This window comes from Colwellia piezophila ATCC BAA-637 (assembly GCF_000378625.1).
Classification (GTDB): Bacteria; Pseudomonadota; Gammaproteobacteria; order Enterobacterales; family Alteromonadaceae; genus Colwellia; species Colwellia piezophila.
This window is the reverse complement of sequence record NZ_KB905167.1, coordinates 94,102-120,072: the sequence shown is the minus strand read 5'-3', so window position 1 is coordinate 120,072 and position 25,971 is coordinate 94,102. Positions and strand designations below refer to the sequence as shown.

The following is a 25,971-nucleotide window of genomic DNA, read 5'->3' as shown; positions in this document are numbered from 1 at the left end:
TTTGTGGATAACAAGGCGGTATTACGTACCCAATAACTGGTTATTGGTAGGAGTTCCAATGCTGATATCGCCCAATACCAAATCCATTAAGTTAGTTCCAACCCAGAGCTTGCCAGCGGTTTGAGAACAAATAGAATTTTTTTGCATATAGTCACTCTATATGAAAGAAATTCTGTGTGGTTATCGAATTACTGGTGATCTCCCAAAGGGCGAGTACCTAATAAAAGGTAAAGACTTACATGCTGCGTTATTGATTTTGATAAGGACGCTACATGGATGGTGTTTTTAGAGAATGCAGACGGTACAGGAAGTACCTTATTAGATAATGCAGGAGCATATTATCCTGAGCTTATTCTCCTGAATAACCATTATCTACAATCAATGCCTTGCCTCTAAACCTTTTAACTCTCGCTGAGTGCGAAGAAACTTATTGGAATTGGTATGAAATAGCTTATTGAGTAACTTTGCTTATCCAGAGTTGAGGTTACTTAACTAGGCGTTGTTGCCAAATAGCATAAATAGCCTCTTGTCCGGTGATGTTTTTACTATTGATTAATTGTCCTTCACTTTGCATAGTTGCTTGATGCCCTAGCGCTCTAAATTTTTGATACATATTGCTCAACTGTTGTTGCTCTGGTTTATCAAGTAAGTCCAATTTCAATAATGTTTTAAAAATCCCTAAATTATCACAGTACAACATCAGTTCGTGGTACTGATTTGCATGAGCTAGCACAAGAAACTGGGCAAGAAACTCAATATCGACTAAGCCGCCCCTGCCCTGCTTAATATCAAATTGTGTTTCACTCGATTTATCTAGATGATTACGCATTTTCTCGCGCATGTTAGTAATATCGATTTTAAGTGTTTCAATCTGCCTTGGCTTTGATAAAACGGCTTGTCTTATGTCGATAAAGCGTTGCTTAAACTCACTATTACCAAATACCATTCGGGCTCGCACTAGTGCTTGATGCTCCCAGGTCCATGCATCTTCATGCTGATATTGAGCAAAAGTGTTTAAATGAACAACTAGTACACCAGAATTACCTGACGGTCTTAAGCGCATATCTAACTCATATAATATACCGCTGTTCATACGGGCATTAAATATATGCATAATACGCTGTGCTAATTTCATATAGAACTGACTTGTTGAGACAACTTTACTGCCATCAGCCCTGCCTGTGGTTACCTCATTGGCGTCACTGTCATGAACAAAAACCAAGTCTAAATCAGAGCTATAACCGAGTTCTACCCCCCCCGTTTTTCCATAAGCGATAACGCCAAAGCCTTTTTCCTTATCTCCACCTAGGCATGATATAGGCACGCCGAAGCGTTCACAAACATGCTGCCAAGCAAGACTTATTACTTCTGATAAAATAGCTTCGGCTAAGGCAGTTAAGTGTTGACTAACTCGGGCAACAGGTAGTACATCAGCAATTTCTGCTGCCGCAATGCGTAGTTGTTGTGACTGTTTAAATTGACGTAACGACTCCATTTGCGCTTCAAGATCTTCCTCTGGAATACGCAACATACGTTCGCGTAACTCTAGCCCATAAGATGAAAGTTGTGGCGGATTATGCAGTAATTTAGGATCAATCAACTCATCAAGTAATATCGGGTACTTAGCAATATAGTCTGCCACCCAGCTACTCGCTTGGCAAAGATGAATCAACTGCTTTAGTGCGCCTTCATTTTCAAAAAGTAATTCTAAGTAAGCAGTACGGGTGACTATTTTACTAAAGACTTGCAGTACTCGTGCTAAGACTTCTTCAGCATTAATGTTTTTTTGTAGTCGACATAACAATAACGGGATTAATTTATCTAAGACTTGCCGCCCTCGATTACCTAAACTGCGTTTACCGGTATCTTCTCGAAAATCACTGAGTGTTTGCCAAACTGTATCACTATGCCATGCAAGTGCCTCTTGCTCTATCCAAGCAATAGACTCCTCAATATTCCAACGACTGTGCCAAAGAGTAACCCAATGTTCATCCGCGGCTTGATGATTAGGGCTATCTAGGCCAATAAGTAAATCGAATTCTTGATGAACCCCGTCCATATGTTTAGCTAAAATGACTAGAAAATCAGCCCAGTTATCCATATTCAGTACCGATAATAACCGCTGCTGATCAAGTTCGTTGTCGGGTAAGGTTTGTGTTTGCTGGTCGGCTAATGCCTGAATAATATTTTCAACTCGGCGTAAGAAACGATAGGCATCTTCAAGTACTCGTTTATTTTCTTCTTTTATTTCGCCTGACTCAACCAGTTTAGGTAACACGGTTAATAAACTACGCTGTTGCAGTTCTTTTACTCGACCGCCGCGAATTAACTGGAAAACTTGCACAATGAATTCAATTTCTCGGATACCACCGGCGCCTAATTTAATATTATTTATTAATTGTTTACGACGTACCTCTTGAGCAATCATCATCTTCATACGGCGCAGACTTTCAATAACACTAAAGTCAATATAACGACGATAAACGAAAGGTCTGAGCATAGTTGACAGCTGCTGATGATAGCTAGACTGACCGATAACCCGCGCTTTTAGCATGGCATAACGCTCCCAATCTCGCCCTTGTTCTTGGTAATAATCTTCCATGGCATTAAAAGTGAGTACCAATGGGCCGCTATCTCCAAACGGACGTAAGCGCATATCGACGCGATAGACGAAACCATCACAGGTCACTTGATGGAGTGAAGCAATTAATTTTTGCGCTAAACGAGTAAAAAACTGTTGGTTATCAATACTTCGGCGACAACCTCTAGTGCCCCCTCTTTCGGGGTAAGTAAAAATAAGGTCAATGTCAGAAGAGAAATTTAATTCTTTGCCCCCGAGCTTTCCCATGCCATAAACCAATAAAATTTGCGGCTCGCCTTGCTCATTAGTCGGGGTGCCCCACTTCTGCTGACAAAAATCAGTAAGCCACTGTAAACTTGCCAAAATGAGTTCCTCAGCTAGCGATGATAGCCGTGCTAGTGACGTGTCTAGACTGATATTAAAGACTAAATCATCAAGAGCAATGCTGACCATTTGCTGTAAGCGAAAGCGTCTTAGTGCTCGATGCAGTTCAGCTTCATCAGCACAAACTGATACCTGTCCAAACAAAAGCTGCTTATAGTCTGGTATTGCTTCATCACTGGGTGTCTTGAATAGTTCAATGACAAGCTCTGGCGCTTGCAAAGCACTTTCAAAAATAAAGTCACTTAAGGTTATCGCTTGCTGAAAAGCCTTTACTTGCTGCGTTGTTAACTCATCACAGACATTGCTGTGTTGTTCAGTAAAGTGTTGCCAGCTAGTTATTTGCTGTTGCTGAAGAAGCGGGGAAAAGGCCAAGGTCACAAGAATTCCTTATATAAACAAGTCTATCTATAGACATAATATGTCGATAATGGTATTAATTGACACTTGTCTATGAATTATCGGTAATATTATTTAACTATTTCGATAACATAGCATTTTTGAGGAGATGATGGCAGAAATGCACTTACTAAAAACACCTTTTTTATTGCTCGTGATCATAATTACCAGCCTTAGTTTATTTGGCTGTGGTGATCCGGTTAAAGAGCAAATACAGCAGCAATTACCAATAACTGAACAAAGAGTGGTGCAGTTAGGTAATGCCCTAACTAATGGCCAAGTTCGTAATGCCAGCTTAATCAATCAATATGCTGATACCGTCATGGTTAGCAAGGCACATTTAACGCCTTTGATTAATGAGTTTCGCAAAGATGCTTCCACTGATGGCCCTATGTACAAAGCGTTATTAGATAGGATTAATACTGCTAAGACACAACCGCAAATGTTTGAGTCATCTCAGGCGCTTTATAATGAATTACTTAATATTTACCAGGCTGCAGATCCCGTATTGTATTCTGATGCCTTAAGTGATCCTCTTAATGTCTTAGCGGATATGTCTGATGGTCAATTACCGCGCATTAATTCCTTATCAAAATCTCAGAGCCAACGCGCCAATAATGCCCAAGACTTTGGCACGGGTGAACAACTTATTGGCAATCCCAATTATGGTAATTGGCAAACCGGCAGTAATGGTATGTCGTTCTGGGCTTGGTATGGCATGTATTCTATGGTGGGCAACGTGTTTGGTCGACGTACCTATTATAATGATTGGGGCAGCAACCGTAATTATAGTTATTACAACGACTATGGTAGAACACGTTACAGCTCACCAAATCAATTAAAACAACAAACCTCACTAGACACGCGTACTAAAAAATCGTTTGCGAGCCGCGGACAAAAATTTACTAGTCCCTATAGTAAGAACCGAGCGGGTTCATCGAGTTTATCAAGTCAGAGTAGAACAGCACAAAACAGTGCCAATCGCTTTCGCACCAATAGTGTCAAGAAAAGCAACTACGCCAGTAAATCTAGAAGTAAGAATTCTAGTTTTAGAAACTCAAATACCAATACTTCACGCGGTTTTAGACGTGGGAAGTAATGAATAAGTCGTATAAAAAAAGAATAGGAACAACAATATTATGAACACATTCATCGAACTCGTTGGTGTTAATCAAGATTTATTTATTTATTTAGCTATCGATGTTTCCATTGCCATTTTGTTATTAGGGGCTATGCGCTTTCTTTCAGGACTTAGCGCGCAAGTGAACAGCACCGAAGAATTAGCAAAAGAAGACAATTTCGCTTTTGGTATCAGTGTAGCGGGTAGCATTTTCGCGTTAGGAATTGTACTTACCGGTGCTATTACTGGTGAAGCTGCAAGTAGTTATGCTATGGAAGCGATTGGCATGTTGGCATATGGCGGTTATGGTTTAATACTGATAAAAGTTGGCCGTATTATTCATGACAAGGTGGCTTTACAACATTTAGATAAAAACGCACTGATTCTAGAACAAAACCTGAGTATTGGCATTATCGACGCTGCAGGCGCTATTGCTACGGCCATTGTTATTCGCGCAGTTTTAGTGTGGGTTGATGGCTTAGATTTAAGTACTTTTATTGCCATCACCAGTGGTTTTTTTGTTGCACAAACCATGTTAGTTATTGTCACCCGACTTCGTGAAAGACAATATGCTAAAAATAACCAAGAAGATTGCTTACAAGAAGCGTTGAGTAATGGTCAAGTTGCCTTGGCAATTCGTTATAGTGGTCAAGTGATCAGTACCGCTTTAGCCGTAACGGCCGCTAGTTACTTCCTAGTATATAGCCCAGAGACCTTAGTGGTTAACTTGATTGGTTGGTTAGTGTTTGGCATAGTGATGACCTTACTCGTGGCTGTACTTACCGCTATAGCTAAGAGCATTGTACTTTGGGGAATCAATTTAGTTGAAGAGGTTGATCAACAGCATAATATTGGTGTTGCCAGTATTGAAATGGCTACCAGTATTTCCATTGCCTTAATTTTAACGGCGCTAATGGCTTAACTGACTGTTAGTACTAGCTGCTACGACTTACCGCTTATACTTAGCAAGTATTGGCGGTAACTATTAACAAAAACGCATATCACCTGTTAATTAAACCTTCCCTCAAGAATCACTGAGTCCTAATACTAGCCACTATGTCACAAAGCACTTCACCGCAAGACCCTTTACTTCAAAACCTTTCACCTCGAGACTCTTTACCTCAAGGAAAGTCCCATCTGCTCGATGATATCTTACTCATTTCAATCATGGCAGTGCTCGCTGGCTGTGGCCTAATTTATGAGTATTTATTATCTCATTACGCTGGCCGAGTACTAGGCGTGATGGAAAGTACCATTTATACCATGATTGGTTTGATGATAGTGTCTATGGGTATAGGTGCATTCGCAGCCCGAAAAGTACGCTGTGCTTTTAATGGCTTTGTCTGGCTTGAACTTATTATTGCTCTAATTGGCAGCTGTGCCATTTTAATTATTGGCGGTTTAATTGCTATCACGCAAATATTTCCTGAATTGATTGCTAACATGCTATCACTACCGCCAGATATGAAACCACAAGGCGGTCTGTTCAAACAACTCAGCTGGCTAGCTATTAATAGTCCGTATTTTTTTGGCGTGATCCTGGGCTTTTTTATTGGTATGGAAATCCCATTAATTGCTCGAATTCGTGAGCAGATACATCAACAGCACCTTGCTAATAATTTGGGCACTATTTATGGCGCTGATTATGTAGGCGCAGGTATTGGCGCGGCAATTTGGGTAGTGTTTTTACTGAGTATAGATATCAGTAAAGCCGCCGCATTAACAGCGAGTTTAAACCTTATAGCGGGTGCATTTTTTATTATGCGCTATTGGCAACGCCTACACTGGCGAAAAACATTTATTGGTTTACATTGTTTATTGGCTTTAATCATTGTGCTGATGTTTAACTATGGTAATCAATGGCTTAACCAAATGAATAGCTTACTTTACCTTGATAAAGTGGTGCACACCGACAAAACCCGTTATCAGCAGCTAACCTTTACTGAACGTCATATGGGCCTTGAGCAAGAAAATATTATTAACTTCTACCTAAATGGTCGCTTACAATTCTCTTCGATTGATGAACATATTTATCATGACTACTTAGTTGCACCAGTCATGGCCGGCTCTGCACGACATGACAACATTTTAATCATTGGCGGCGGTGACGGTTTAGCCCTACGGGACGTACTCAAATACAACCCTAAAGCGGTAACCTTAATCGACTTAGATGGCGAATTAATAGATATATTCAAGCAGCCCAATGAATTAGTAAACCCGCGTTTGGCTGGCCAATTATTACAACTTAATAAACACAGTTTGCAGGATGAACGGGTGACCATTATTCCTGCCGATGCTTTTATTGCCATCAATGAATTAATAAAAAACCGACAAGTATTTGATGCGATTATTGTCGATTTACCAGACCCTAGCCATCCTGATCTTAATAAACTCTATTCCGTGAACTTTTACGCTCGGCTGAAAATACTACTCGCAGGTGACGGTTTAATCGCGATTCAATCAACCAGTCCATATCACGCTAAAGACTCGTTTATTGCTATAGGTAAAACGGTAGCAGCGGCTAATTTTACCCATGTTGAACAATATCACGACAATGTGCCTACCTTTGGCGAATGGGGTTGGACTATTGCCTCGAAGAGTGGCGCTAGCCCGTTAAAAAGATTAAACAAACTCAGTGAGTTACCCGTAGCGCATCAATGGATAAATTTAGCTATATTAAAGGCGGCTTTTATTTTTCCTAATGATTTTTATCAAAATAAAGAAGATATCGGCATTAACATTTTAGGTAGCCACACTATTTACCAGTTGCACCAAAAGGCGTGGCAAGATCAACAAGACTTGAATTAAGGGTTAAGCTAAAATTAATGTAGAATTTATACATAGCGATAACAATTAGTTTATAAAAACACCTTGACATAATATGTCAAGATGCTAAATTTAACTCAGACGACATAATATGTCATCTGCTTTTTCAACAAAGAAAGGAAGGATAGGAAATACATGAATATTCATACTATAGCCGATCACTTAAACAGCTTGGCAGATAATTCAGACACAGGAATGAGCTTTGATTGCCAACCAATATCTGGCGAAGTTGACGTCCTGCAAATTAGCATTTTAGGCCGTGAAGAGTTACCCGTTTTTATCTCGGTTACCGAAGATCAAATCCTTTGTATCTGCTACTTATGGGGTACTGACGAAGTAAAACCTGAATGCGTTAATGCTATGCATGAGAGCATGTTAGAAATGAACATCCCTATGCCCTTGTCATCATTTTCAAAAATTGGTGATAAATATGTGGTGTTTGGGGCTTTATCCATCAATTCTAGTTTTGATGATGTTGAGCATGAATTAGCAGTATTAAGTAATAATGCTGTAGAAGTTATTGATGATATGAGTGAGTACTTACTTTAGTTTTACACTAATAACGATCACCATAAATCATCCCATAATTAGGTACAAGTGGAGTTACTAATGAGTATATTTAAAAAAATTATGACCGCAATTCGCGGCGGCGCATCAGAAGCTGGTGAAGCAATTATCGATGCCAATGCAACCCGTATATTTGAACAAGAAATTCGTGATGCAGAACATCACCTAACCAAAGCTAAACGTGACTTAACTGGCGTTATGGCTGAACAAATGGCAGCAAAACGTGAGATTGATCGCTTAACACGTGAAATTACAGAACATGAAGGTTATGCAATGCAAGCGCTTGAAAAAGGTGATGAGACCTTAGCCATAGCCGTAGCAGAAAAAATTGCTAACTTAGAAAGTACTTTAGCTGATCAACAGCACGCCCATGATAGTTTCAGTGGTAGCGCTGACCGTTTGAAAGACTTAGTTAAGAAAAGTGAACGTCAAGTTGCTGAACATAAACGTCAACTTTCTATGGTTAAAACCACTGAAAGTGTACAAAAAGCGACATCAGCAATTACCGATAACTTTTCATCAAGCAACTCTAAGTTATTAAGTGCGAAAGATTCATTAGAACGCATCAAAGCGAAGCAACAAAAGTTTGATGATAAAATGAAAGCTGCAGAGCTGCTTGATTCAGAAGATTCTGACACCTCATTGCAAGCACAGTTAAAAGCGGCTGGTATTGGCTCGCAAGATAACAGCGCTAACTCAGTATTAGAGCGTTTAAAAGCTAAGAAAAAATAGTCTAGCTAAGAAGGTACCGGTTAATAGCTGGTACCTTTTCTATTGATAGCTTTGTACACTATTACGATTGCACACATTAATTAGGTACCCTATGAGTTTTTTTAACAAGATATTTAAAAAATCAGCTGAGCAACCGAGAAAATTAACAGAGGTTAATCAATTACTCGTTGGCGATATTATTGTTCTAACAGACAGCTTTGCCCTACCCGAATCACTACGGGGTCAAGAATTCCAAGTTAAAGCCGTTAACAGCTACGAATTTGAACATAAGGTACAAACCGAGTGGGCCTTAGTGGGTACCAACACACTAGAGATATTTTTATCATTAGAAGTTGATGATATTTCCGAACTTAAGCTTTCGTTAAAAATTCAGCATGAAGATGTCGAAACGTTATTTGATTTAGACCGTTTTGCTGAAATTTTTGACCAACCAGGGCAAGCTTTCCTCGATAAAAAAGCTGATAGTGACATCACCGCAATGTGGAGTAGCGAGCAATACCAGCAAAGTGTATTCGCTAAAGTAGGATTCTTTCACCGGAAAGATCACCGTAGTGAAAACCTATCGGCCTATGAAGGCAAAGATAGCGGCGAGCAATTCGAGTTATATAGCCTATTTAATGAAGATCAAAGCAAAGGTATTGATGTTGAAGTGTGGCAAGATGGTGATACTGAGGTATGTTTAACTTTATTTAGACCGCTTAGTGATATTATTGATATGTACCCAGGAAGCTAATCGAAAGAACAATTAACTCAAGCAGTCTAAACTACGACTTCGGAACCGACAATGGCACGAAAGATCCCCGATAAATGGCAATCATCAGTAAAAGCAATAAAAGCAGTGCAAGTTGCTTTTGATATGGATGAAAAAATCCAATTATCTATCCGTAAGCAAGCAGTTGATGCCGGTTTAAGCCCCTCAGATAAAATTCGTGATATTTTAGGTCTCCCTATTAACACAAGGCCAAAACGCCCTCGTTTAACGGTAAGTTTAGCGCCGAGCGACTATGAGATTCTTGCACAAAAGTATCAGTTAGCTGCAGAAGATCAGCTAGAGATTAAGAAAAAATTAATGGAAGAATTAATTAGACACATTAATTTAGCTAACACGGATAAAAATCAAAGCTAATACCAGTATTTAATTCAACACCTTATCTCAATATGTAACTTCTATGTTAAAGTTTTATTTTGTGCCATACTGCTATGAACAGGAAATAATAATAACGTCACTGGGATATCATTATGTTAAAAAAAATCACTGCAATTTCTTTAGCTCTAACACTAACTGCTTGTGCAAATACTGATGCACTTGATGCTAACATTAGCTCACTCTCCAATAAAGTGGATGCCTTATCAGCTCAAGTCGCTGATTTAGAAACACAGCAACAATCTGCCGCCGCAGATGCCAAAGCAGTTAAAGCCGCAGCAATGCAAGCATCAGCCGATGCAAAAGCCGCAAATGAGCGTATTGATAACGTAGTTGCATCCTATAAGAAATAAACATCTTTACTAGTATTACTAGTGAAAGCCAATAAAAAAGCACCTCACGGTGCTTTTTTATTGGCTGAATTTTTAGGCTGCCCAGATAATTCAACCACTAAACCATGGGGATTTTCAATAATGGGTAATAATTGCTGCCAGTGCTCACGTTTGCTGCCAACAAAACGCTGCAAAGCCTTAGTTACGATGACATTGCCTTTAGTCTCCTCAAGATCCGTCAACGGTTGATGTATTTCTATTAATTGTTTATCACCGTTTTCATAGGACATTTTAACCGGCTGATTAATAACTCTAACTTTAGTGTTTAGCGGCACGTTATCAAACAACCATTTAATATCATCATCATACATCCGAATACAGCCTGAACTAGCACGCATACCAATACCAAAACGCTTATTAGAACCATGAATTAAGTATTCACTGGTCCCTAAACGTAAGGCATATTTACCAAATGGGTTATTCGGGCCTGCAGGTACTTCTTTGGCAAGGTACTTACCATATTGAGTAAAATGACGTTCTTGCATTTCTTGTGTCGGCCGCCAGACAGGATCTTTCCTTTTCTCCCCAATAACAGTACTGGTTAATGGCGTGGATAACCCTTGCCTACCGATACCAACAGGAAAAACAAGTACTTTATTTTCTTGCGGTAAGAAGTAGTACAACCGTAATTCAGGTAAGTTTATCACTATACCCTTGCGGCTAATAAAAGGCAGTAACATTTGGTTAGGAATAATGACTTGCGAACCGATCTTAAGGAGAAACGGATCGTGTTTTGGGTTAGCCGCCAATAATGCTAAAAAACCAACATTGTACTGCTCAGCCAATTGTTGAAAATAATCGCCTTTAACCACCGTATGCATCAAAGGCTCACCTATCAACCTTTGATGCACATCGCCCATCTGGTAAAGATTTGCCCTGACTGGATTAACACATATCAATAAAATAATAAGGCTTAACAAAGCGGGTAACCGGTGGCTAATAAAGCTCATGTTTTTTATATCTCTTATCTTAACTATGACCAGTATGGTTTCATCGTTATAGCTTTAGCTTTAGATTGATCTAATGCAGTAATTAAGTTTTCACTTTTATTTGCTAACCATAAAGCTAATTTTTTTTCTGGTTTTGGCAAGTGAAGTAGTTTCTGTTGCAATACATGTAATGATTGTAGTTCACTAATACCCTGCTTAATATCAAACCACGGAGCAGTGAATTTTTTGACGGTTTTATTTTCTTGAACAACGAATAAACAGCCGAACCAACTCGTCGTTAATAATGCACGAATTAATAAACCATGCGCGGTTAAATAGTGCTTTGTTGAGCTATATTGTGCGCTTTCAAAACCCTCTGACTGCGGCAGTTTAGTGAGTTCATGGATCAAACCATTGATGCTATTGGCTAAGTGCTTTTCAGAAAATTTTACCAGTGATGGTAAATTGGACTCGTCCTGCTCATCAATACTATTTTTTTTGAGTAATAATACCAGTAAGTCTAACTGCAAATTATTGAAACGTTCACTGTGTAATATTGCCAACACTTGCGTTTCACTGGGGTAACTACTCTGTCCCAACCCTAGCTTAGAGATTAGCTCTTTATTTACCGATATTACTTTTTGGTAGGAGCTTTGCTTGCTAGTAAGTAGTTCAATATAAAGCGCATTATCCACCCAATGCAGGGTACGAATGAAATAACTCAATTCACTACGCAATACTTTTTCTTGATCGGTCAACAAGTCATCAAAGAGCCAAAAGCCCTGTCTTAACAAGGTAAGTAATTCTCTTACTTTACTTAATGTAGTCAGTAACGGTGCTTCGACATAACTATCAACGCAGGTTTGTAAAAGAGTTAAGATATATTCTACGCCGTAGTTTAGGGCATTATTGACTTTAGTGTTTTTGGGGAAGGTAATCGCCGCGAGTGACACTGACTCAGCACTCTCAACAGTTTTTTTACCAGCATAAGTTTCTTTCTTATTTACTCTAAGACTCTCGTGATATAACGCATAACCGCGCGCCGCTTTCGTTAATTGCCCTGGTCGTAATGATAACTGACTAAAAAGTAGCTTAGCTAATATAAATAGCGCCTGAGCATCACCATTCACTAGCTCTAATTCAATCTCGTAAATAGCTGGCTTTTGCTCAAAACCCTGGCAGACAATTTCACCGCTATCAAAGGCGATTTCAACTTGAGCGTTGCCAATATCAACTAACCAAGTATGACGAGTAAAATTAGTCGAAAATAGCTCAACAATCTGCTGTTGCAATTGTTGACAATCAATATTGGGCTGCCATATAGATTTAGGAAATAATGCTAAAATAGGTTTGTCATTATCAATGTCAACATTATACTCAGGCCTTTGATGTAAACCGGCAATGACAGTGCCTGAAGTTTTAATCGTTTGTTCGAAGCACTCAATTTCATCTGCACATATTGTACCTCGAGTCCGCAAAGCTATTTTATGCTGTCGTAAGGTAAGGTTAGGCGTGTCAAAGTAGCTATTGCTGAGCTGTTTTTTTTGATAGGAAAAGGGAATATCATCGCTGTTGAGTAGATGCGATATTATTTTATTTGTTGGTGCTGCTGTCTCGAAATTAACATTTTCAAGTAAGGAGTATTTTAATTCTATTTCTGTAGCCATTATTTTCCAATAAGTATTTTTCTATAACTTAACAAGCATACCGTTAGTACATCCATATGCCAATAGAGAATTATCTGTTAATTTCAGTAAACTGACATAGACCAAAGGCTGAACTAGCCAGCGATTTAAGGTGACATTTGGCTTTAAAAAAATAGCTCTATTGATTATGGGATCAATCGATAAACCTGGCTAAGACTAAAGCGCACTTTTGTCGCTAGTGATGTCATTCTTAGCTTGCCAACAAAGCAGCAAACACATAGTATCTTGTCTTCCTTGATTTATTTACTACATTGGTTTTCTATGAATAACGGTATTAACGTCATAACACTTCTTGCTATCACCATTTTGAGCTCGCTATTTTTATCTGCTCAAGCTGCCGAGAACACCTACAAACAGGGATTTATCTCTGATGAATTATTCATTTATACCCATGCCGGTCCAGGCACAAACTATAGAATAATAAGCACGATTAGTGCAGGCACCGAAATTAAAGTTACTGGCTCAAAAGACAATGGCTATAGCGAAATAATCGATGATAAAAGTCGCACTACTTGGGTTGAAAGCAAATATGTAACTGCTCAAGCGGGTCTTCGCTTTGTGGTTGCCGAGCTGAATAAGAAAATTGCTAATAGCAGTAGTTTTACTAGCCAGTTAGATGGTGAGGTGAACGAGTTATCAAGTAAAGTTAACTTATTAACTAACGATAAGAAAAAGCTGACAGCTGAGCTTAAAGAAATAACCGCGACACTAGCAATAACTCGCACCAAAATTAAAGACCAAGATACTAACATTAAGAAACAATGGTTCTTCAACGGTGCTATGGTCTTAGGTGTTGGCTTGATTTTAGGCTTGATACTGCCGCGATTCTTCTCTCGCCGTAAAGGTTCAATGGAAAACTGGTCATAAATTTAAACTCATCACTTATTATCCAATAAATATAAATGCCTCATAGCTTTTGCTTGAGGCATTTTTTTTCATAAAGACGAGCGGTTAATTATTGCTTAAATAATAATTTTACTTAGCTAACGCTAAATATTGCAGAGCAATCTGCTTTGCCGAAACTTTATTAAGAATATCAGCTTCTGCTAGAGCAATATCAGTCTTTAAAATGGTATCTATCGCATTTGCGAGCGCTTCAGGATCACGCCTTGGTACGAGGAAGTCAGCTAATGGGCCCGTTAATATTTCATCCGGTCCATGAGGACATGCCGTGCTTACCACTTTAGTACCAACAGCAATGGCTTCTAATAATACATTACCAAAACCTTCATAATCCGAGCTTAAGACTAACGCTTGTGCTTGTTTTATCCAGTTATAAGGGTTCGCTTGAAAGCCAGGTAATATTAGCCGCTCAGCAACACCGTATTTTTCTGCTAATTTAAGTGCTTTCTCAGGTTTATTGCACAATAAGACCAACTTTACCTCTGCTGTTACCTTGGCAAGTGCCATAAATAATATATCATGGCGTTTAACTCTAGCTAACCTGCCAACATGTATTATATAGGGCTCTTGGGGGATTTCAGAGAAGGTAAGTAATGATTGTTTTTGGATATGTTGAATATCAAACGGGTTATAAATAGTACAAATACTTTGCGGTGATATCTTATCTCCTTGGCAAATAGCCTCAGTGATACCTTTAGAAACTGATATTAATTTTTTTCCTGATAAATTTCTTTTCGATTTTAACAAATACCAAAAAGCTAAAGGCCCAAATCGTCTTTGTTGCTGCAATTCTGCATCAACGTTACTATGAATAATATAATAAACTGATTCAATGTTGCTTTGTGCCAGTAAATTATTACTACGATCTAAATTTGATAAAACCAAATGGAATGGCGATGATTGCTGCGCCTCTTTGGTAAACCAAGCTTCTAACTTGGCAATACTCGATTTAATTTGCCAAAACCGATCCACTTTGGAAGCTTTATGAGCAAATAAGTAACACACCCTTATACCTGTTGGAATAACATAGTCACAGCGATTACTTAACGACAAGATAGTCACTTTATGTCCCTGGGCAACCATTTCGCGGGCTAAACTAATCATCACTCGTTCTGCCCCGCCACCCGTTAGGCTATCAATGACTATGGCAATATTTTTCATTTGATTTTCCCTTGAGTGCAACTATTTTGAGCAACAATTTTTTTGTTCTTAGTAAAGAGCAACTCAATATCCTCAATAATTACTTTTAAAGCATTAACTGATGCCTGTCGCTGCATATTATCAATGAGGGAAAGCCTGTCATGACCTTGTTGATCAATTAGCCGTATTGCATTTTCCAATAAACTTTCGCTGCTTGGGGCAGCAGCAAGTACCAATTGTTTATTTTTACATAAAAGTAACCGCGCAGGTTGATCCGGGGATACTGGCGCGGCAACACAAGGTTTGTGCAATGCGATACATTGTAACAACGTATCACCGGCACTGATGACACAAGCTTGTGCTGCAGCAATCAAAGAAATGAAATCTTTATTATCGATGTTCTTAATACAGCTTATATGGTTATCTTCTGGCAATTTTTTTGGGTAGTTACTACCAAATATCACCACACACTTAACGTTAGTTTGTCGATAAAATTCCAGGGCTGTTTGGTAATAAACATCAGCGGCAAGCTCCCCTGCCAGTATATGCCCACCAGAGCCGGCATTAAAAATGAAGTATTGTTCTCTAACTAAGCTGAATTTTTTAAGTAACTGGTTTTGGTAATCAATTCGACTTAATTCAAAAACTGGCCCTATATTCTTAGGGGTTGTTTTTTTAAAAAAGCTAAGCTTCGCGCGCTGCCAGTAACTTAAGGATTTAAGGCAATAATCAGGTTGCGCTACCCAATGGATATCGGTATTGAATAATCTATTGAGCTTTAAGCCTCTACTGCGCTTTTTATTATGTTGTGAAATAAAAGCAACTTTTGCGCCAACTGCCTTAGCTTGTTTAAACTGACTAGCTCGACCTGAAGCATCAAATACCACTAAATCAGGCCGAAGTTCTGCCATTACCGCGTTAACGGTTGCTAGATCTTTTGTCGGCGATGCTTTGCAACCATGAACGGTAAAAGGGCAATCGTTAAAGTAAGCAACCTGCTCATTTAAAATAAAGTGAATTTTAATGCTAGGCCAGCGTGAAATCAGTGCCTTTGCAATAATCAAAGAGCGCATGTATTCACCGATACCTGAAGATGAAGAGACGGGAATAAATAATACGCTGTTAAGTTCCATAACACATATACCAAGAGATAGATGAAGTAATAAGAGCGGCATGATACCTGAAAACAGGCTGTTCCTCTAATTTCTAGCGGTGTTTTTATTTGTTATTAACTTTAAACAAAAGATGAGTTAATTGGCCAACACTGATACAATCTGCGCAATTTTGTTTTAGCAGCTCCTTGTATTTTATGCTGCAATATTTTCCATCAATAATATCTCCCATTTGTTAGGATACCTCCATGTTATTAAAGCCTTTTACGGTCATTGTTTGTCTCTTTATTTTATGCACGCCTTCGAAAGCTAGCTTTGCCGCCCCTTGGGTTGAGCCTGATGACCTTGCTTTAAGAAGTGATATTCAATTACTGGCTGATAGTGGCATAATTACCGCGCCAGTAACAACCTATCCACTTATGTGGAACGCTATTAAAGCTGATATTTTATCGGTTGATACGTCTTTACTTAATGATGCGCAGCTGCAAGCTTTAAACCATGTAAGGTATAGCTATAAATATGCCTCAAGTAATCAAAACACCACCAAGAAAAGTATTTATTTAGCCAGTAGCGCTAAACGTTTTACCAGTTATGGTAATGATGATTTTGATCAAGGTAATATTGAGTTATCTGATGAGTTTTTTGTCGGTAACCTAGCCGGTAAATTAGAAGTTAATTATCGCCTAGGTTTAGATGGCAACCCGGAATTGAATCAAGGTAGTGACTTCAATCTCGACGGCAGTTACCTTGCTTATAAATTAGGAAACTGGGTAGTCAGTGCTGGTGCAATTGACCGTTGGTGGGGCCCTGGCATCGATACCAATTTAATTATGACCACGAACGCAAGACCATTACCTGCGTTGAGTATTACCCGTGATAACTCAGATGCTTTTGAAACACCTTGGCTCAGTTGGATCGGCCCTTGGACCTTCACTTCCCAAATGGCAAAGTTAGAAGAAAGCCGAGAAGTACCGGATGCCTTGATGTGGAGTTCTCGTGGCACATTCCGTCCACTTAGAGGTCTAGAGCTTGGCGCTTCTTGGTCACTTCAGTGGGCCGGTGAAGGTCAACCTAGCTCAATGAGTGACTTTTTTAAAGCCATCAACGGTGGCCAAGTATGCGGTGAGCCGACTTGTGATCCAAGCCTGCTTACAAAATTAGGTAATCATATAGCAGGTTTTGATGCTCGCTGGTCAGATACGATTTTTGATTTACCCTATGCAATCTATGGTCAAAGGATAGGTGAGGATTCACCTGATGGCGGTTTAATTACCGACAAAGCTGACTTATATGGTATTGAAACTCGCTTTACTTTGTTTGACCAACGTATTTTGGCCAATTTCGAATACACAGATACCCAGGTAGCCTGTGATGGCGATGATCCAACCTTAGATTGTTATTATGAGCATACCACCTATCTGTCTGGTTATCGTTATTACCGACGTACTATTGGTTCAACCTATGATAATGATGCCAAAACTCTTGTGGCTACTTTTCTAATCCAAACGAAAGCTGGCAATAGCTGGCAATTAAAGTTTAGAAAAGCGCAACTAAATACCGATAATAGTGACCGATATCCTGATGATATCAACATGGGTAATACCGTATCGCAAGTAGCTGAGGATGTTTTGCAATTTGATGGCCAATATAAATTTATTGCCTTTGATTCTCGCTTTACCCTGGGAGTGATAGTAACTAACTCTAAATTTGCTAATAATGAAAGTAACCTTAGTAGTGATAATGACGATGAAGACGGCACTGAATTTGATATGTATATGAAGTGGGAATATCGTTTTTAATCCTTGTTAGCTACTTGGTTTTTTTATTTTAGTGGCATAAAAGTTCTATAAAACACTGCTAAGTAAATAATATTTAACAGTTAATTAAAAAAATAAAATTAATGGTATACTCCATCACTTGATAATTAAAATAACTAAAAAGCGAACTAGCAAATGAAAACAATAAAAACTTACGCTCCTCGCTGGTATAACACTTATGCCATTCATTTTTTTCGCCTAATTATCGAGAAAATTTTACCGCCGTCTTGGTTTAGATCAGCATTGCCCACAAAAAATCAACGCAAAGCCGTCAATGGCGATTTCAAGTTAGAGATTATCAGCCATTGCTGGCAATATTCAAACATGCTCAGCTACCAGCTAAGCTCTTTTGTTAATTACCCACCAACAAAATGTGCGCTTACCGTAACCGTTTTTTACGGAAACGAAGATGGAAAAACCCAAGCAGTACTCGACTTTTTTAGCAAAAAATCTGTTAAAAATGTCACTTGGAACTTCCAAGCGCTGGAAAAGAGTAAATTATTCAGACGCGCCATTGGCCGTAATATGGCAGCACGAGCAAGCCAAGCTGACTGGCTTTGGTATACCGATTGCGACATTATTTTTCATGAAAACTGTTTAGACTCATTATCGGAGCAACTACAAGGAAAACAGGAAAGCCTTTATTTCCCTAGACAGGAACGAACTACCGAGATGTTGGCACAAGATGATCCTATGCTTCGTCAAGATAGCGAACCACAAATAGTTAATATAGCAACGCAAGATTTTAGCTTACATTCACGTGATAAAGCCAAAGGCGCCTTTCAAATTGTCCATGGCGATGTTGCTCGTGCTATTGGTTATTGTGAAGGACTAAGCATTTATCAAACCCAATCGCTACACTGGTGTAAGTGTTATGAAGATCGCGCATTTCGTTGGTTATTAGAGACCCAAGGAACACCTATTGATGTCGACGGTGTTTTTCAAATTAGACATGTTCACAAAGGTCGATACAAAAAAGATACTTTTTCCTCCAGAGTGAGAAGTAAAATCAGAAGAATTCAAGAGTAACTGCCCTTAGCTACTTTCTGATGCCCCCTCATTTCCATTGCTTTTAAAATCATAGGATCTTTGGTGCAAACTCAAAAAAATAAGACAGGTTTCGTAAAATGAAGTTTCATCTCATTATCGCCATGTATAACGTCGAAGAGTGGATAGTTGAAAACATTGATATGCTCAGGCAGCAAACCTATCAAAGTTTCAATGTTGTTATTATTGACGATATTTCTACCGACAAGACAGTTACCCTTGCTAATGATGCCATTAACGGTGACAAACGATTTAATTTTGTTATTAATACCGAAAAGAAGTACAAAACTCGTAATGTTGTCGATGGTATTACTTACGCTAATGCTGCGCCTGAAGATGTTATTATCCTGCTTGATGGCGATGATAGACTCTTTGATAAAAATGTATTACAAACTGTAGCCGATACCTACCAGCAGGATGACTGTTGGATGACATATGGCAGCTTCATTCGCTCAGCCGGACGTAAGAAAAACAATAAGGCTTATAAACAAAGTGTTATTGATGAGCACAGCTACCGACAAAACAAGTGGCTAGCATCTCATTTAAAAACCTTTAAATATGCACTTTGGTGTAAGTTAAATATGGATATATTTCAGGTTAGTGAGCTTGATGTTAAGAACGCAGTAAAACGCTCTTTATTGAGTTTTAATCTCAAACGCTGGTTTGCCTGGCGAAAAATCAAAGCAAATGATTTGCATGATGACTCAGGCTTATATATTAAACGAGTAGATGATAAGGCATTTTCTTACCCCATGTTAGAAATGTCAGGTGAAAAAGCGAGCTTTATTGACTCACCTCTTTATTACTATCGAAATGATGTCACTGACTATAGTAGTGCCATGCGTAATTTCGGTGTACAGAACAGTGAGAAACAATATACTCGTATTATTCGAGATATATTAATTCATAAAAAGCCTTATACGCGGCTTACTTCTTTAAGCTAATATTTTAGCCAGTTTACCGTATAACACTAAAGTTATACGGCTTTCTCTTTTAAATTCATTAATTTATAATATCTGATAGCATAATGATTTAAACAGACGCCTTAATTTTTATCCACTCTGACGGTAACACGCCCGTAGCACTGGTATAATGCACCCACTTATCAGGGCAGATGACATTTTTATCATCATTCGCATTCAACCAAGCGCCCCACCAACTAAAGCTACTGTTAGCAATGATATTGTGCTTACACAAAGTCATTAATTGCATATCACGGAAGGAATTCTCGCCAATATTCCAATCAACAAACTTGGCTTTTTCAAGATTAAGATTATCTTTACACCACTGAATATCATCGGAAAAGACAATGAAAATAGGATCCTTTACCAAGGTATTTATTTGCTCTACCGCACGTTGGTAATAAGATAAATCACAAATTCCACCAAAGGCTTTATGTTGCACATAATCACCACGCCTAACATGGAGAGAAACTGATGAATTAGAGGAAATAAAATTAGCAAGTTCGATGTTTTTACCAAGTTCAAACTCAGGAAAAACAAGGCTAGACTTCAGCTCTTCTTCAATATTTTCTAGGTACTTAACATCCTGCCAATAGCCCTTATAGTAGGTAGGTGTATTGGCTTGACCGAAGCTTTTTTCATGGAAAGTAAAGTGCTCTTGTTTCGGCTCTAAAATATAATTTTTGTTATTACCTAGTTTTTTTTTCAAACTGCTAAGTAGCTTGGTAAAAATATTATTGTCTTTTCTTACTATAATACGTTGCTCTTCAGTGCAATAACGGGCATCAAGTTTAAAAATACCTTCCAACTCATAACCATTATGTAAACGATATTTCGCCATATCTAAACTATCTAAACAAACCTGCTCAGCATATTTTTTATCTAATGCTAAATAAAAGGCATATTGAAAGAGTTGATTACCGAAACCACCAGCGATTTTAACTATTTTCATACATTCTCTTTATAGATTATATTGTGATATTTAGAACAACAAGGCTCTTTGTAATTACTGATGAGTTTATCATGAGCATTACTGCTCATGCGAATTTAAGCACTTAATATTAAGCGATTAAATTTTTGTAACATACAAACAAACAGCTAGATCATCTATATTTTATTTATGCCAAATACTTTATAATTATTGTCATTAAGCTTAAACAGCTTTGCTTTTAATAACTCTTAAGATTAGGACTTTCGGTCATGTCAAAAAATAAAATCGCTCTAATTACCGGCATCACAGGACAAGATGGGTCATATTTAGCCGAACTGCTATTAGAAAAAGGTTATGAAGTGCACGGAATCAAACGTCGCGCCTCATCATTGAATACTGAGCGAGTTGATCATATCTACCAAGATAATCATCAAAAAAATCAAAAGTTTTTTCTTCATTATGGTGACTTAACTGACTCTTCAAACCTTACCCGTATATTAAAGGATGTTCAGCCAGATGAAGTATACAATTTAGGCGCTCAATCTCATGTAGCCGTTTCATTTGAATGCCCTGAATATACCGCCGATGTTGATGCCATGGGCACTTTGCGTTTATTAGAAGCAATCCGCTTTTTAGGCATGGAAAAAACGACAAAGTTTTATCAGGCATCTACCTCTGAACTTTATGGGGAAGTGCAAGAAATACCGCAAACTGAAACCACGCCATTTCATCCGCGCTCTCCTTATGCAGTAGCAAAAATGTATGCTTACTGGATAGTAATTAATTACCGTGAGTCATATGGCATGTATGCTTGTAATGGTATTTTATTTAACCATGAGTCGCCGCGCCGCGGAGAAACCTTTGTAACCCGAAAAATTACCCGTGCCATAGCTAGTATTTCACAAGGTTTAGAGCAGTGTTTGTATCTTGGCAATATGGATGCATTACGTGACTGGGGACATGCAAAAGACTACGTGCGTATGCAATGGATGATGCTTCAACAAGAACAACCGGATGATTTTGTTATTGCCACAGGCAAGCAAATAAGTGTTCGTGAATTTGTTAAGTTGTCTGCTAAAGAAGTTGGTATTGAATTAGCATTCACTGGCGAAGGCCTTAATGAAATTGCCACGATAACTTCAATTTCTGGTGATAATGCGCCAGCAGCAAAAGTCGGTGACGTTATAGTAAAAGTCGACCCGCGATATTTCCGTCCTGCCGAAGTAGAAACCCTATTAGGTGACCCCTCAAAAGCCAAAGCAAAATTAGGTTGGACGCCAGAAATCACCGTTGAAGAGATGTGTGCAGAAATGGTGGCGCATGATCTCAATAAAGCTAAGCAACATGCCATATTAAAAGATCATGGCTATGACATTGCAGTGACAGTGGAAAGCTAATAATCAACAATAACCTTGAGCGAGTAAAGTACGTGCTCGCTCAAGATAAAAGAGCTCTAAGAGGTATTTGTGAATAACACAACACACATTTTTGTCGCGGGCCACAATGGCATGGTCGGCTCAGCTATTGTCCGCCAACTGAGTAAAGTTAATAACATAAAGATTATTACCCGCACACGCCAGCAGTTAGATTTAAACAACCAACAAGCTGTTCTTGAGTTTTTTCAAACTGAAAAGATCGATCAAGTCTATTTAGCTGCGGCTAAAGTGGGTGGTATTGTTGCTAACAATACTTACCCAGCCGATTTTATTTATGAAAACTTAATGATCCAATGCAACATCATTAATAGTGCGCATCTTGCAAATATTCAGCAATTACTTTTTTTGGGTTCATCCTGTATTTACCCTAAACTCGCTCAACAACCTATGGCTGAATCTGCGTTATTAACCGATCCTTTAGAAGAAACCAATGAACCCTACGCGATAGCTAAAATTGCCGGCATTAAACTCTGTGAAAGTTATAACCGCCAATTTGGACGAGATTATCGTAGTGTTATGCCAACGAACCTCTATGGTGCTTTTGATAACTTTCACCCAGAAAATAGTCATGTTATTCCGGCTTTATTACGTCGTTTTCATGAAGCTAAGCAAAAGCAAGATGCACAAGTAGTGGCTTGGGGCAGTGGTAAACCGATGCGTGAATTTTTATATGTCGATGATATGGCAGCAGCATCAATTCATGTGATGAATTTAGATAAAAATATTTATGATGATAACACTCAGCCCATGTTAAGCCATATTAATGTCGGCACAGGTGTTGATTGTACCATTCGTGAGTTAGTGGAGACTGTAGCTAAGGTCGTTGGTTATCAAGGGGAAATCGTTTTTGATGCCACAAAACCCGATGGTGCACCACGAAAATTAATGAATGTCGACCGACTTAAATCCCTAGGCTGGCAGTACTCGGTATCATTAGAAGATGGTTTGAAAATGGCTTATCAATGGTTTGTTGATAATCAAACAACAATAAAGGGTGCATAACGTTCATGGTGAATAATTCCACCACGGCATAAGGAGTCAATATGATGAAATACGACACTATCATACCTATTGGTGCTAACTGCAGAGTTGCGCAAGCCCTTAGAGACTTAGATTTAAGACAAGAAGCTTTGCCTCTAGATTGGACTCTAAATAGCGCGCAAGCAGTCCTTGCAGTGTTTAAAAATGATTTCAATGATTTCTTTTCACTCTCAAATTGCCAAAATAAGATCAGTTTTACCCAGAAGGGTAAGGAGTCTCCATGGGTATTAAACACCCAATACCAAATTGGCCTTATGCATGAGCACCATTGGTCACAAGAAAGAGTTGCCACTTACCAAAAACGAATTATCGCCCTGCAACAATCATTAAACGCAGATAAAGTATTGTTGATTCGTTGGGACATGAAAGCACCATTTCATAATGATAATACTCATGAAGAGCATGAAAAAAGAGACGCTGATTTTTTTAACCAACAAGATTCCATCACTCATTGTTATGAGCTTAAAGACTTTTGCAATAACAAATATCAGGGCAATATAGATCTGCTAATTTTTCATGCCGATGAAATTAAAGAGCAAGATAAAAGACCTGACGTTTTTTATCATTTTATTGACTTTGAATCAGCAAAAATAAAAGGCAAAACAAAGGAATGGGATCGAACGGTAATAAAAGAAGCATTAGTAGAGCGTAAGGTGCAACTTAATAGCCCTATGATTAAACCGAGTACGTTGGATAAATTTAAAGTTTTTTTAGGGCTAAAGAAAACTTAGCAGAGCCAAAGTAAAAAGCTCAGTACCTACTCATGGCTAGCGTCATCGATCTATTAGTAATTTCAACCTTGAATAATTAACTATCATATTACCTTTTATCCATTGACACTGCTAAGCCAAGTGCGCTATTAATAGTATATTGAATAGTTTTCTCTTAAATAGAATATTTATCAGCTTTTTGTGAATTTTTACACAAATACTAATTAACGAAACAAAAATGACTAAATTGATTAAGTACATTAAAACTAACCTCCTGCTCGCACTCACCATGCGCGGCTAGGTTTTGTTGCTTCTTCAACAGTTTAAATATTAAGAACTAAGTAGAAATTAATTAAAACCCGCGCTAACAATCGCGGGTTTTTTTATGTCCGCAGTTAATAGTGAAAATTTTACCGTAGATATCAGATTTTAAAGGACAAAAAACATGAGCATCCCACAAGTTAACAATGACCAAGTCATTATTTTTGACACCACTTTACGCGATGGAGAACAAGCATTAAATGCTAGCTTATCTGTACACGAAAAGCTGCAAATTGCCTTAGCTATCGAACGTTTAGGGGTCGATGTTATGGAAGTAGGCTTTCCTGTATCATCACCTGGTGATTTCGAATCGGTCCAACAAATAGCTCGTGTGATAAAAAATGCTCGTGTTTGTGGTTTAGCGCGCGCTGTTGAAGCCGATATTGACGCCTGTGGCGAAGCGCTAAAAGTTGCTGAACAATTTCGTATCCATACCTTTATTTCTACCTCTGATGTCCATGTAAAACAAAAATTACGTAAAGAATTTAGCGATGTTGAAGCCATGGCAGTACATGCGATTAAGCATGCAAGAAAATACACCGACGATGTCGAGTTTTCTTGTGAAGATGCTGGCCGCACGCCCATTGATAATTTATGCCGCATGGTAGAAAGTGCCATAAAAGCCGGTGCCACCACAGTAAATATTCCTGATACCGTAGGTTATACTCTGCCTTTTGAATTCCAAGGCATCATTACTGATTTATTTAATCGTGTGCCGAATATCGACCAAGCGGTGATTTCTGTACATTGTCATAATGACTTAGGTCTTGCAGTTGCTAACTCTATGGCGGCAGTGCAAGCAGGTGCCCGTCAAATCGAATGTACCATTAATGGTATTGGCGAGCGTGCCGGTAACTGCTCTTTAGAAGAAGTGGCGATGATCATAAAAACTCGTCAAGCTTTGTTAGGTTTGAACACCAATATCAATCATCAAGAAATTGCCCGCGTATCTAAGTTAGTCAGTACTGTATGTAATATGCCGGTGCAATTAAACAAAGCAATTGTCGGCGGTAATGCCTTTAGTCACTCCTCAGGTATTCATCAAGATGGCATGTTAAAAGCCAGCAATACTTATGAAATCATGACACCAGAAAGTGTCGGCATTGCTAAAACCAAATTGAACCTTACCTCACGCAGCGGTCGTCATGTCATTAAACACCGTATGGCAAGTTTAGGTTATCAAGAGTCTGATTATGATATTGAGGAACTTTACAGTGACTTTATCACGCTAGCGGATAAAAAAGGCCAAGTATTTGATGATGACTTAGAAGCCTTAGTATTTAAGTTGCAGCAAAAAGATTTACAAGATTTTTACCGATTAGACACCATTAATGTGCAATGTGGTGACGGTGAATTTGCTACTGCCAGCATCAAACTTATCTCTGGCAGCAAGGCAGAAGGCGATAACGGCAACAGTAAAGTACAGGCAGCAACAGGTAATGGACCAGTTGATGCACTATATCAAGCTATTAAGCAGAGTGTTGATATCGAATTTGAAGTCAGTGATTACAAAATATCAAACAAAGGCTCAGGTGAAGATGGTTTAGGCCAAGCTGATTTAGTCATTACTTGGCAAGGTAGAAACTTCCATGGTTACGGTTTAGAAACTGATGTTATTGAAGCGTCTGGGCAAGCATTAATTCATGCGCTAAACAGTATCCATAGAGCGATGACTATTGCCGATTTAAAATTAGCAAAATAAACATTAAACAAGCGCGATTAAAATCCCGCCTACATGTGAACGCGTATGTAGGCGGGAATTTATTCGCGCTAA

Annotated in this window: 22 protein-coding genes; 16 read left to right on the top strand and 6 right to left on the bottom strand. The window is 38.6% G+C overall.

The annotated features are described in order from the left end of the window. Positions 1-484: 484 nt before the first annotated feature. Positions 485-3,343: a bifunctional [glutamate--ammonia ligase]-adenylyl-L-tyrosine phosphorylase/[glutamate--ammonia-ligase] adenylyltransferase gene (glnE, locus tag F580_RS0114370; protein ID WP_019028438.1), complete on the bottom strand. Its 2,859-nt coding sequence runs from the start codon at positions 3,341-3,343 to the stop codon at positions 485-487. 130 nt (positions 3,344-3,473) lie between these two features. Between glnE and F580_RS0114365 the strand changes: the two genes are divergently transcribed. The 8 genes from F580_RS0114365 (at position 3,474) to F580_RS0114330 (ending at position 10,103) form a co-directional block, all read left to right on the top strand. Further along, a complete protein-coding gene (locus tag F580_RS0114365) occupies positions 3,474-4,460 on the top strand; it encodes a hypothetical protein (RefSeq protein WP_019028437.1) in 987 nt (328 codons plus the stop codon). 40 nt (positions 4,461-4,500) lie between these two features. Next, the gene (locus tag F580_RS0114360) at positions 4,501-5,403 is read left to right on the top strand and encodes a DUF350 domain-containing protein (RefSeq protein WP_019028436.1); all 903 of its coding nucleotides are present in this window, start codon (positions 4,501-4,503) and stop codon (positions 5,401-5,403) included. 134 nt (positions 5,404-5,537) lie between these two features. After that, positions 5,538-7,289: a polyamine aminopropyltransferase gene (locus F580_RS0114355; protein WP_019028435.1), complete on the top strand. Its 1,752-nt coding sequence runs from the start codon at positions 5,538-5,540 to the stop codon at positions 7,287-7,289. A 153-nt stretch (positions 7,290-7,442) separates the two neighbouring features. Beyond that, a complete protein-coding gene (locus F580_RS0114350; protein ID WP_019028434.1) occupies positions 7,443-7,856 on the top strand; it encodes a YjfI family protein in 414 nt (137 codons plus the stop codon). A gap of 60 nt (positions 7,857-7,916) precedes the next feature. Continuing rightward, a complete protein-coding gene (locus F580_RS0114345; protein ID WP_019028433.1) occupies positions 7,917-8,606 on the top strand; it encodes a PspA/IM30 family protein in 690 nt (229 codons plus the stop codon). Between the two features lie 91 nt (positions 8,607-8,697). Beyond that, positions 8,698-9,339, top strand: coding sequence for a hypothetical protein (locus F580_RS0114340; protein ID WP_019028432.1), 642 nt, complete (start codon positions 8,698-8,700; stop codon positions 9,337-9,339). 51 nt (positions 9,340-9,390) lie between these two features. Then, on the top strand, positions 9,391-9,732 hold the full coding sequence (locus F580_RS0114335; RefSeq protein ID WP_019028431.1) for a hypothetical protein: 342 nt from the start codon (positions 9,391-9,393) through the stop codon (positions 9,730-9,732). A 113-nt stretch (positions 9,733-9,845) separates the two neighbouring features. Then, positions 9,846-10,103 (top strand): Lpp/OprI family alanine-zipper lipoprotein, encoded by a 258-nt coding sequence (locus tag F580_RS0114330; RefSeq protein ID WP_019028430.1) that lies wholly within the window; start codon positions 9,846-9,848, stop codon positions 10,101-10,103. A 44-nt stretch (positions 10,104-10,147) separates the two neighbouring features. Here the strand turns inward: F580_RS0114330 and F580_RS0114325 are convergent, their stop codons facing one another. Then, positions 10,148-11,092, bottom strand: a complete 945-nt coding sequence (locus F580_RS0114325; RefSeq protein ID WP_019028429.1) for a L,D-transpeptidase family protein — start codon at positions 11,090-11,092, stop codon at positions 10,148-10,150. A gap of 23 nt (positions 11,093-11,115) precedes the next feature. Further along, complete coding sequence (locus F580_RS0114320) at positions 11,116-12,738, bottom strand: CYTH domain-containing protein (RefSeq protein ID WP_019028428.1); 1,623 nt, start codon at positions 12,736-12,738, stop codon at positions 11,116-11,118. Positions 12,739-13,038: 300 nt separating this feature from the next. Here F580_RS0114320 and F580_RS0114315 point away from each other — a divergent pair, with 300 nt between their 5' ends. Then, complete coding sequence (locus tag F580_RS0114315) at positions 13,039-13,644, top strand: TIGR04211 family SH3 domain-containing protein (protein WP_019028427.1); 606 nt, start codon at positions 13,039-13,041, stop codon at positions 13,642-13,644. 108 nt (positions 13,645-13,752) lie between these two features. Here F580_RS0114315 and F580_RS0114310 read toward each other — a convergent pair whose 3' ends face one another. Both F580_RS0114310 and F580_RS24585 read right to left on the bottom strand, forming a co-directional pair. After that, the gene (locus F580_RS0114310) at positions 13,753-14,841 is read right to left on the bottom strand and encodes a glycosyltransferase (RefSeq protein ID WP_019028426.1); all 1,089 of its coding nucleotides are present in this window, start codon (positions 14,839-14,841) and stop codon (positions 13,753-13,755) included. Then, positions 14,838-15,953 (bottom strand): glycosyltransferase family 9 protein, encoded by a 1,116-nt coding sequence (locus F580_RS24585; protein WP_019028425.1) that lies wholly within the window; start codon positions 15,951-15,953, stop codon positions 14,838-14,840. Before F580_RS24585 ends, F580_RS0114310 begins: the two co-directional genes overlap by 4 nt. Positions 15,954-16,180: 227 nt before the next feature. On the opposite strand from F580_RS24585, the gene F580_RS0114300 reads away from it, so the two are divergent. From F580_RS0114300 to F580_RS0114290, 3 genes are all read left to right on the top strand, one after another. Further along, positions 16,181-17,731: a capsule assembly Wzi family protein gene (locus F580_RS0114300; protein ID WP_019028424.1), complete on the top strand. Its 1,551-nt coding sequence runs from the start codon at positions 16,181-16,183 to the stop codon at positions 17,729-17,731. A 153-nt stretch (positions 17,732-17,884) separates the two neighbouring features. After that, complete coding sequence (locus F580_RS0114295; protein WP_019028423.1) at positions 17,885-18,778, top strand: glycosyltransferase family 2 protein; 894 nt, start codon at positions 17,885-17,887, stop codon at positions 18,776-18,778. 98 nt (positions 18,779-18,876) lie between these two features. Next, positions 18,877-19,740: a glycosyltransferase family 2 protein gene (locus F580_RS0114290; protein WP_019028422.1), complete on the top strand. Its 864-nt coding sequence runs from the start codon at positions 18,877-18,879 to the stop codon at positions 19,738-19,740. An 88-nt stretch (positions 19,741-19,828) separates the two neighbouring features. On the opposite strand, the gene F580_RS0114285 is transcribed toward F580_RS0114290, so the two are convergent. Beyond that, positions 19,829-20,710 carry an alpha-1,2-fucosyltransferase gene (locus F580_RS0114285; RefSeq protein ID WP_019028421.1) on the bottom strand — a complete coding sequence of 294 codons (882 nt, stop codon included), beginning with the start codon at positions 20,708-20,710 and terminating at the stop codon, positions 19,829-19,831. A gap of 248 nt (positions 20,711-20,958) precedes the next feature. Between F580_RS0114285 and gmd the strand changes: the two genes are divergently transcribed. The 4 genes from gmd to leuA all read left to right on the top strand — a co-directional run bounded on the left by gmd (position 20,959) and on the right by leuA (position 25,899). After that, positions 20,959-22,086, top strand: a complete 1,128-nt coding sequence (gene gmd, locus F580_RS0114280; protein ID WP_019028420.1) for a GDP-mannose 4,6-dehydratase — start codon at positions 20,959-20,961, stop codon at positions 22,084-22,086. 69 nt (positions 22,087-22,155) lie between these two features. After that, positions 22,156-23,127, top strand: a complete 972-nt coding sequence (gene fcl, locus F580_RS0114275) for a GDP-L-fucose synthase (RefSeq protein ID WP_019028419.1) — start codon at positions 22,156-22,158, stop codon at positions 23,125-23,127. 41 nt (positions 23,128-23,168) lie between these two features. After that, positions 23,169-23,897 carry a DUF1796 family putative cysteine peptidase gene (locus tag F580_RS0114270; RefSeq protein ID WP_019028418.1) on the top strand — a complete coding sequence of 243 codons (729 nt, stop codon included), beginning with the start codon at positions 23,169-23,171 and terminating at the stop codon, positions 23,895-23,897. Between the two features lie 424 nt (positions 23,898-24,321). Beyond that, positions 24,322-25,899 (top strand): 2-isopropylmalate synthase, encoded by a 1,578-nt coding sequence (gene leuA / locus F580_RS0114265; RefSeq protein WP_019028417.1) that lies wholly within the window; start codon positions 24,322-24,324, stop codon positions 25,897-25,899. Positions 25,900-25,971: the final 72 nt, after the last annotated feature.

Excerpts from the sequence above, each read along its gene's own strand:
- F580_RS0114360 (WP_019028436.1), top strand. The coding sequence starts at position 4,501 with ATGAACACATTCATCGAACTCGTTGGTGTTAATCAAGATTTATTTATT.
- F580_RS0114335 (WP_019028431.1), top strand. The coding sequence starts at position 9,391 with ATGGCACGAAAGATCCCCGATAAATGGCAATCATCAGTAAAAGCAATA.
- F580_RS0114365 (WP_019028437.1), top strand. The coding sequence starts at position 3,474 with ATGGCAGAAATGCACTTACTAAAAACACCTTTTTTATTGCTCGTGATC.
- F580_RS0114270 (WP_019028418.1), top strand. The coding sequence starts at position 23,169 with ATGATGAAATACGACACTATCATACCTATTGGTGCTAACTGCAGAGTT.
- F580_RS0114300 (WP_019028424.1), top strand. The coding sequence starts at position 16,181 with ATGTTATTAAAGCCTTTTACGGTCATTGTTTGTCTCTTTATTTTATGC.
- F580_RS0114340 (WP_019028432.1), top strand. The coding sequence starts at position 8,698 with ATGAGTTTTTTTAACAAGATATTTAAAAAATCAGCTGAGCAACCGAGA.
- F580_RS0114315 (WP_019028427.1), top strand. The coding sequence starts at position 13,039 with ATGAATAACGGTATTAACGTCATAACACTTCTTGCTATCACCATTTTG.
- gmd (WP_019028420.1), top strand. The coding sequence starts at position 20,959 with ATGTCAAAAAATAAAATCGCTCTAATTACCGGCATCACAGGACAAGAT.
- F580_RS24585 (WP_019028425.1), bottom strand. The coding sequence starts at position 15,953 with ATGGAACTTAACAGCGTATTATTTATTCCCGTCTCTTCATCTTCAGGT.
- F580_RS0114290 (WP_019028422.1), top strand. The coding sequence starts at position 18,877 with ATGAAGTTTCATCTCATTATCGCCATGTATAACGTCGAAGAGTGGATA.
- F580_RS0114320 (WP_019028428.1), bottom strand. The coding sequence starts at position 12,738 with ATGGCTACAGAAATAGAATTAAAATACTCCTTACTTGAAAATGTTAAT.
- F580_RS0114295 (WP_019028423.1), top strand. The coding sequence starts at position 17,885 with ATGAAAACAATAAAAACTTACGCTCCTCGCTGGTATAACACTTATGCC.
- F580_RS0114325 (WP_019028429.1), bottom strand. The coding sequence starts at position 11,092 with ATGAGCTTTATTAGCCACCGGTTACCCGCTTTGTTAAGCCTTATTATT.
- F580_RS0114310 (WP_019028426.1), bottom strand. The coding sequence starts at position 14,841 with ATGAAAAATATTGCCATAGTCATTGATAGCCTAACGGGTGGCGGGGCA.
- F580_RS0114350 (WP_019028434.1), top strand. The coding sequence starts at position 7,443 with ATGAATATTCATACTATAGCCGATCACTTAAACAGCTTGGCAGATAAT.
- F580_RS0114285 (WP_019028421.1), bottom strand. The coding sequence starts at position 20,710 with ATGAAAATAGTTAAAATCGCTGGTGGTTTCGGTAATCAACTCTTTCAA.
- F580_RS0114330 (WP_019028430.1), top strand. The coding sequence starts at position 9,846 with ATGTTAAAAAAAATCACTGCAATTTCTTTAGCTCTAACACTAACTGCT.
- F580_RS0114355 (WP_019028435.1), top strand. The coding sequence starts at position 5,538 with ATGTCACAAAGCACTTCACCGCAAGACCCTTTACTTCAAAACCTTTCA.
- leuA (WP_019028417.1), top strand. The coding sequence starts at position 24,322 with ATGAGCATCCCACAAGTTAACAATGACCAAGTCATTATTTTTGACACC.
- F580_RS0114345 (WP_019028433.1), top strand. The coding sequence starts at position 7,917 with ATGAGTATATTTAAAAAAATTATGACCGCAATTCGCGGCGGCGCATCA.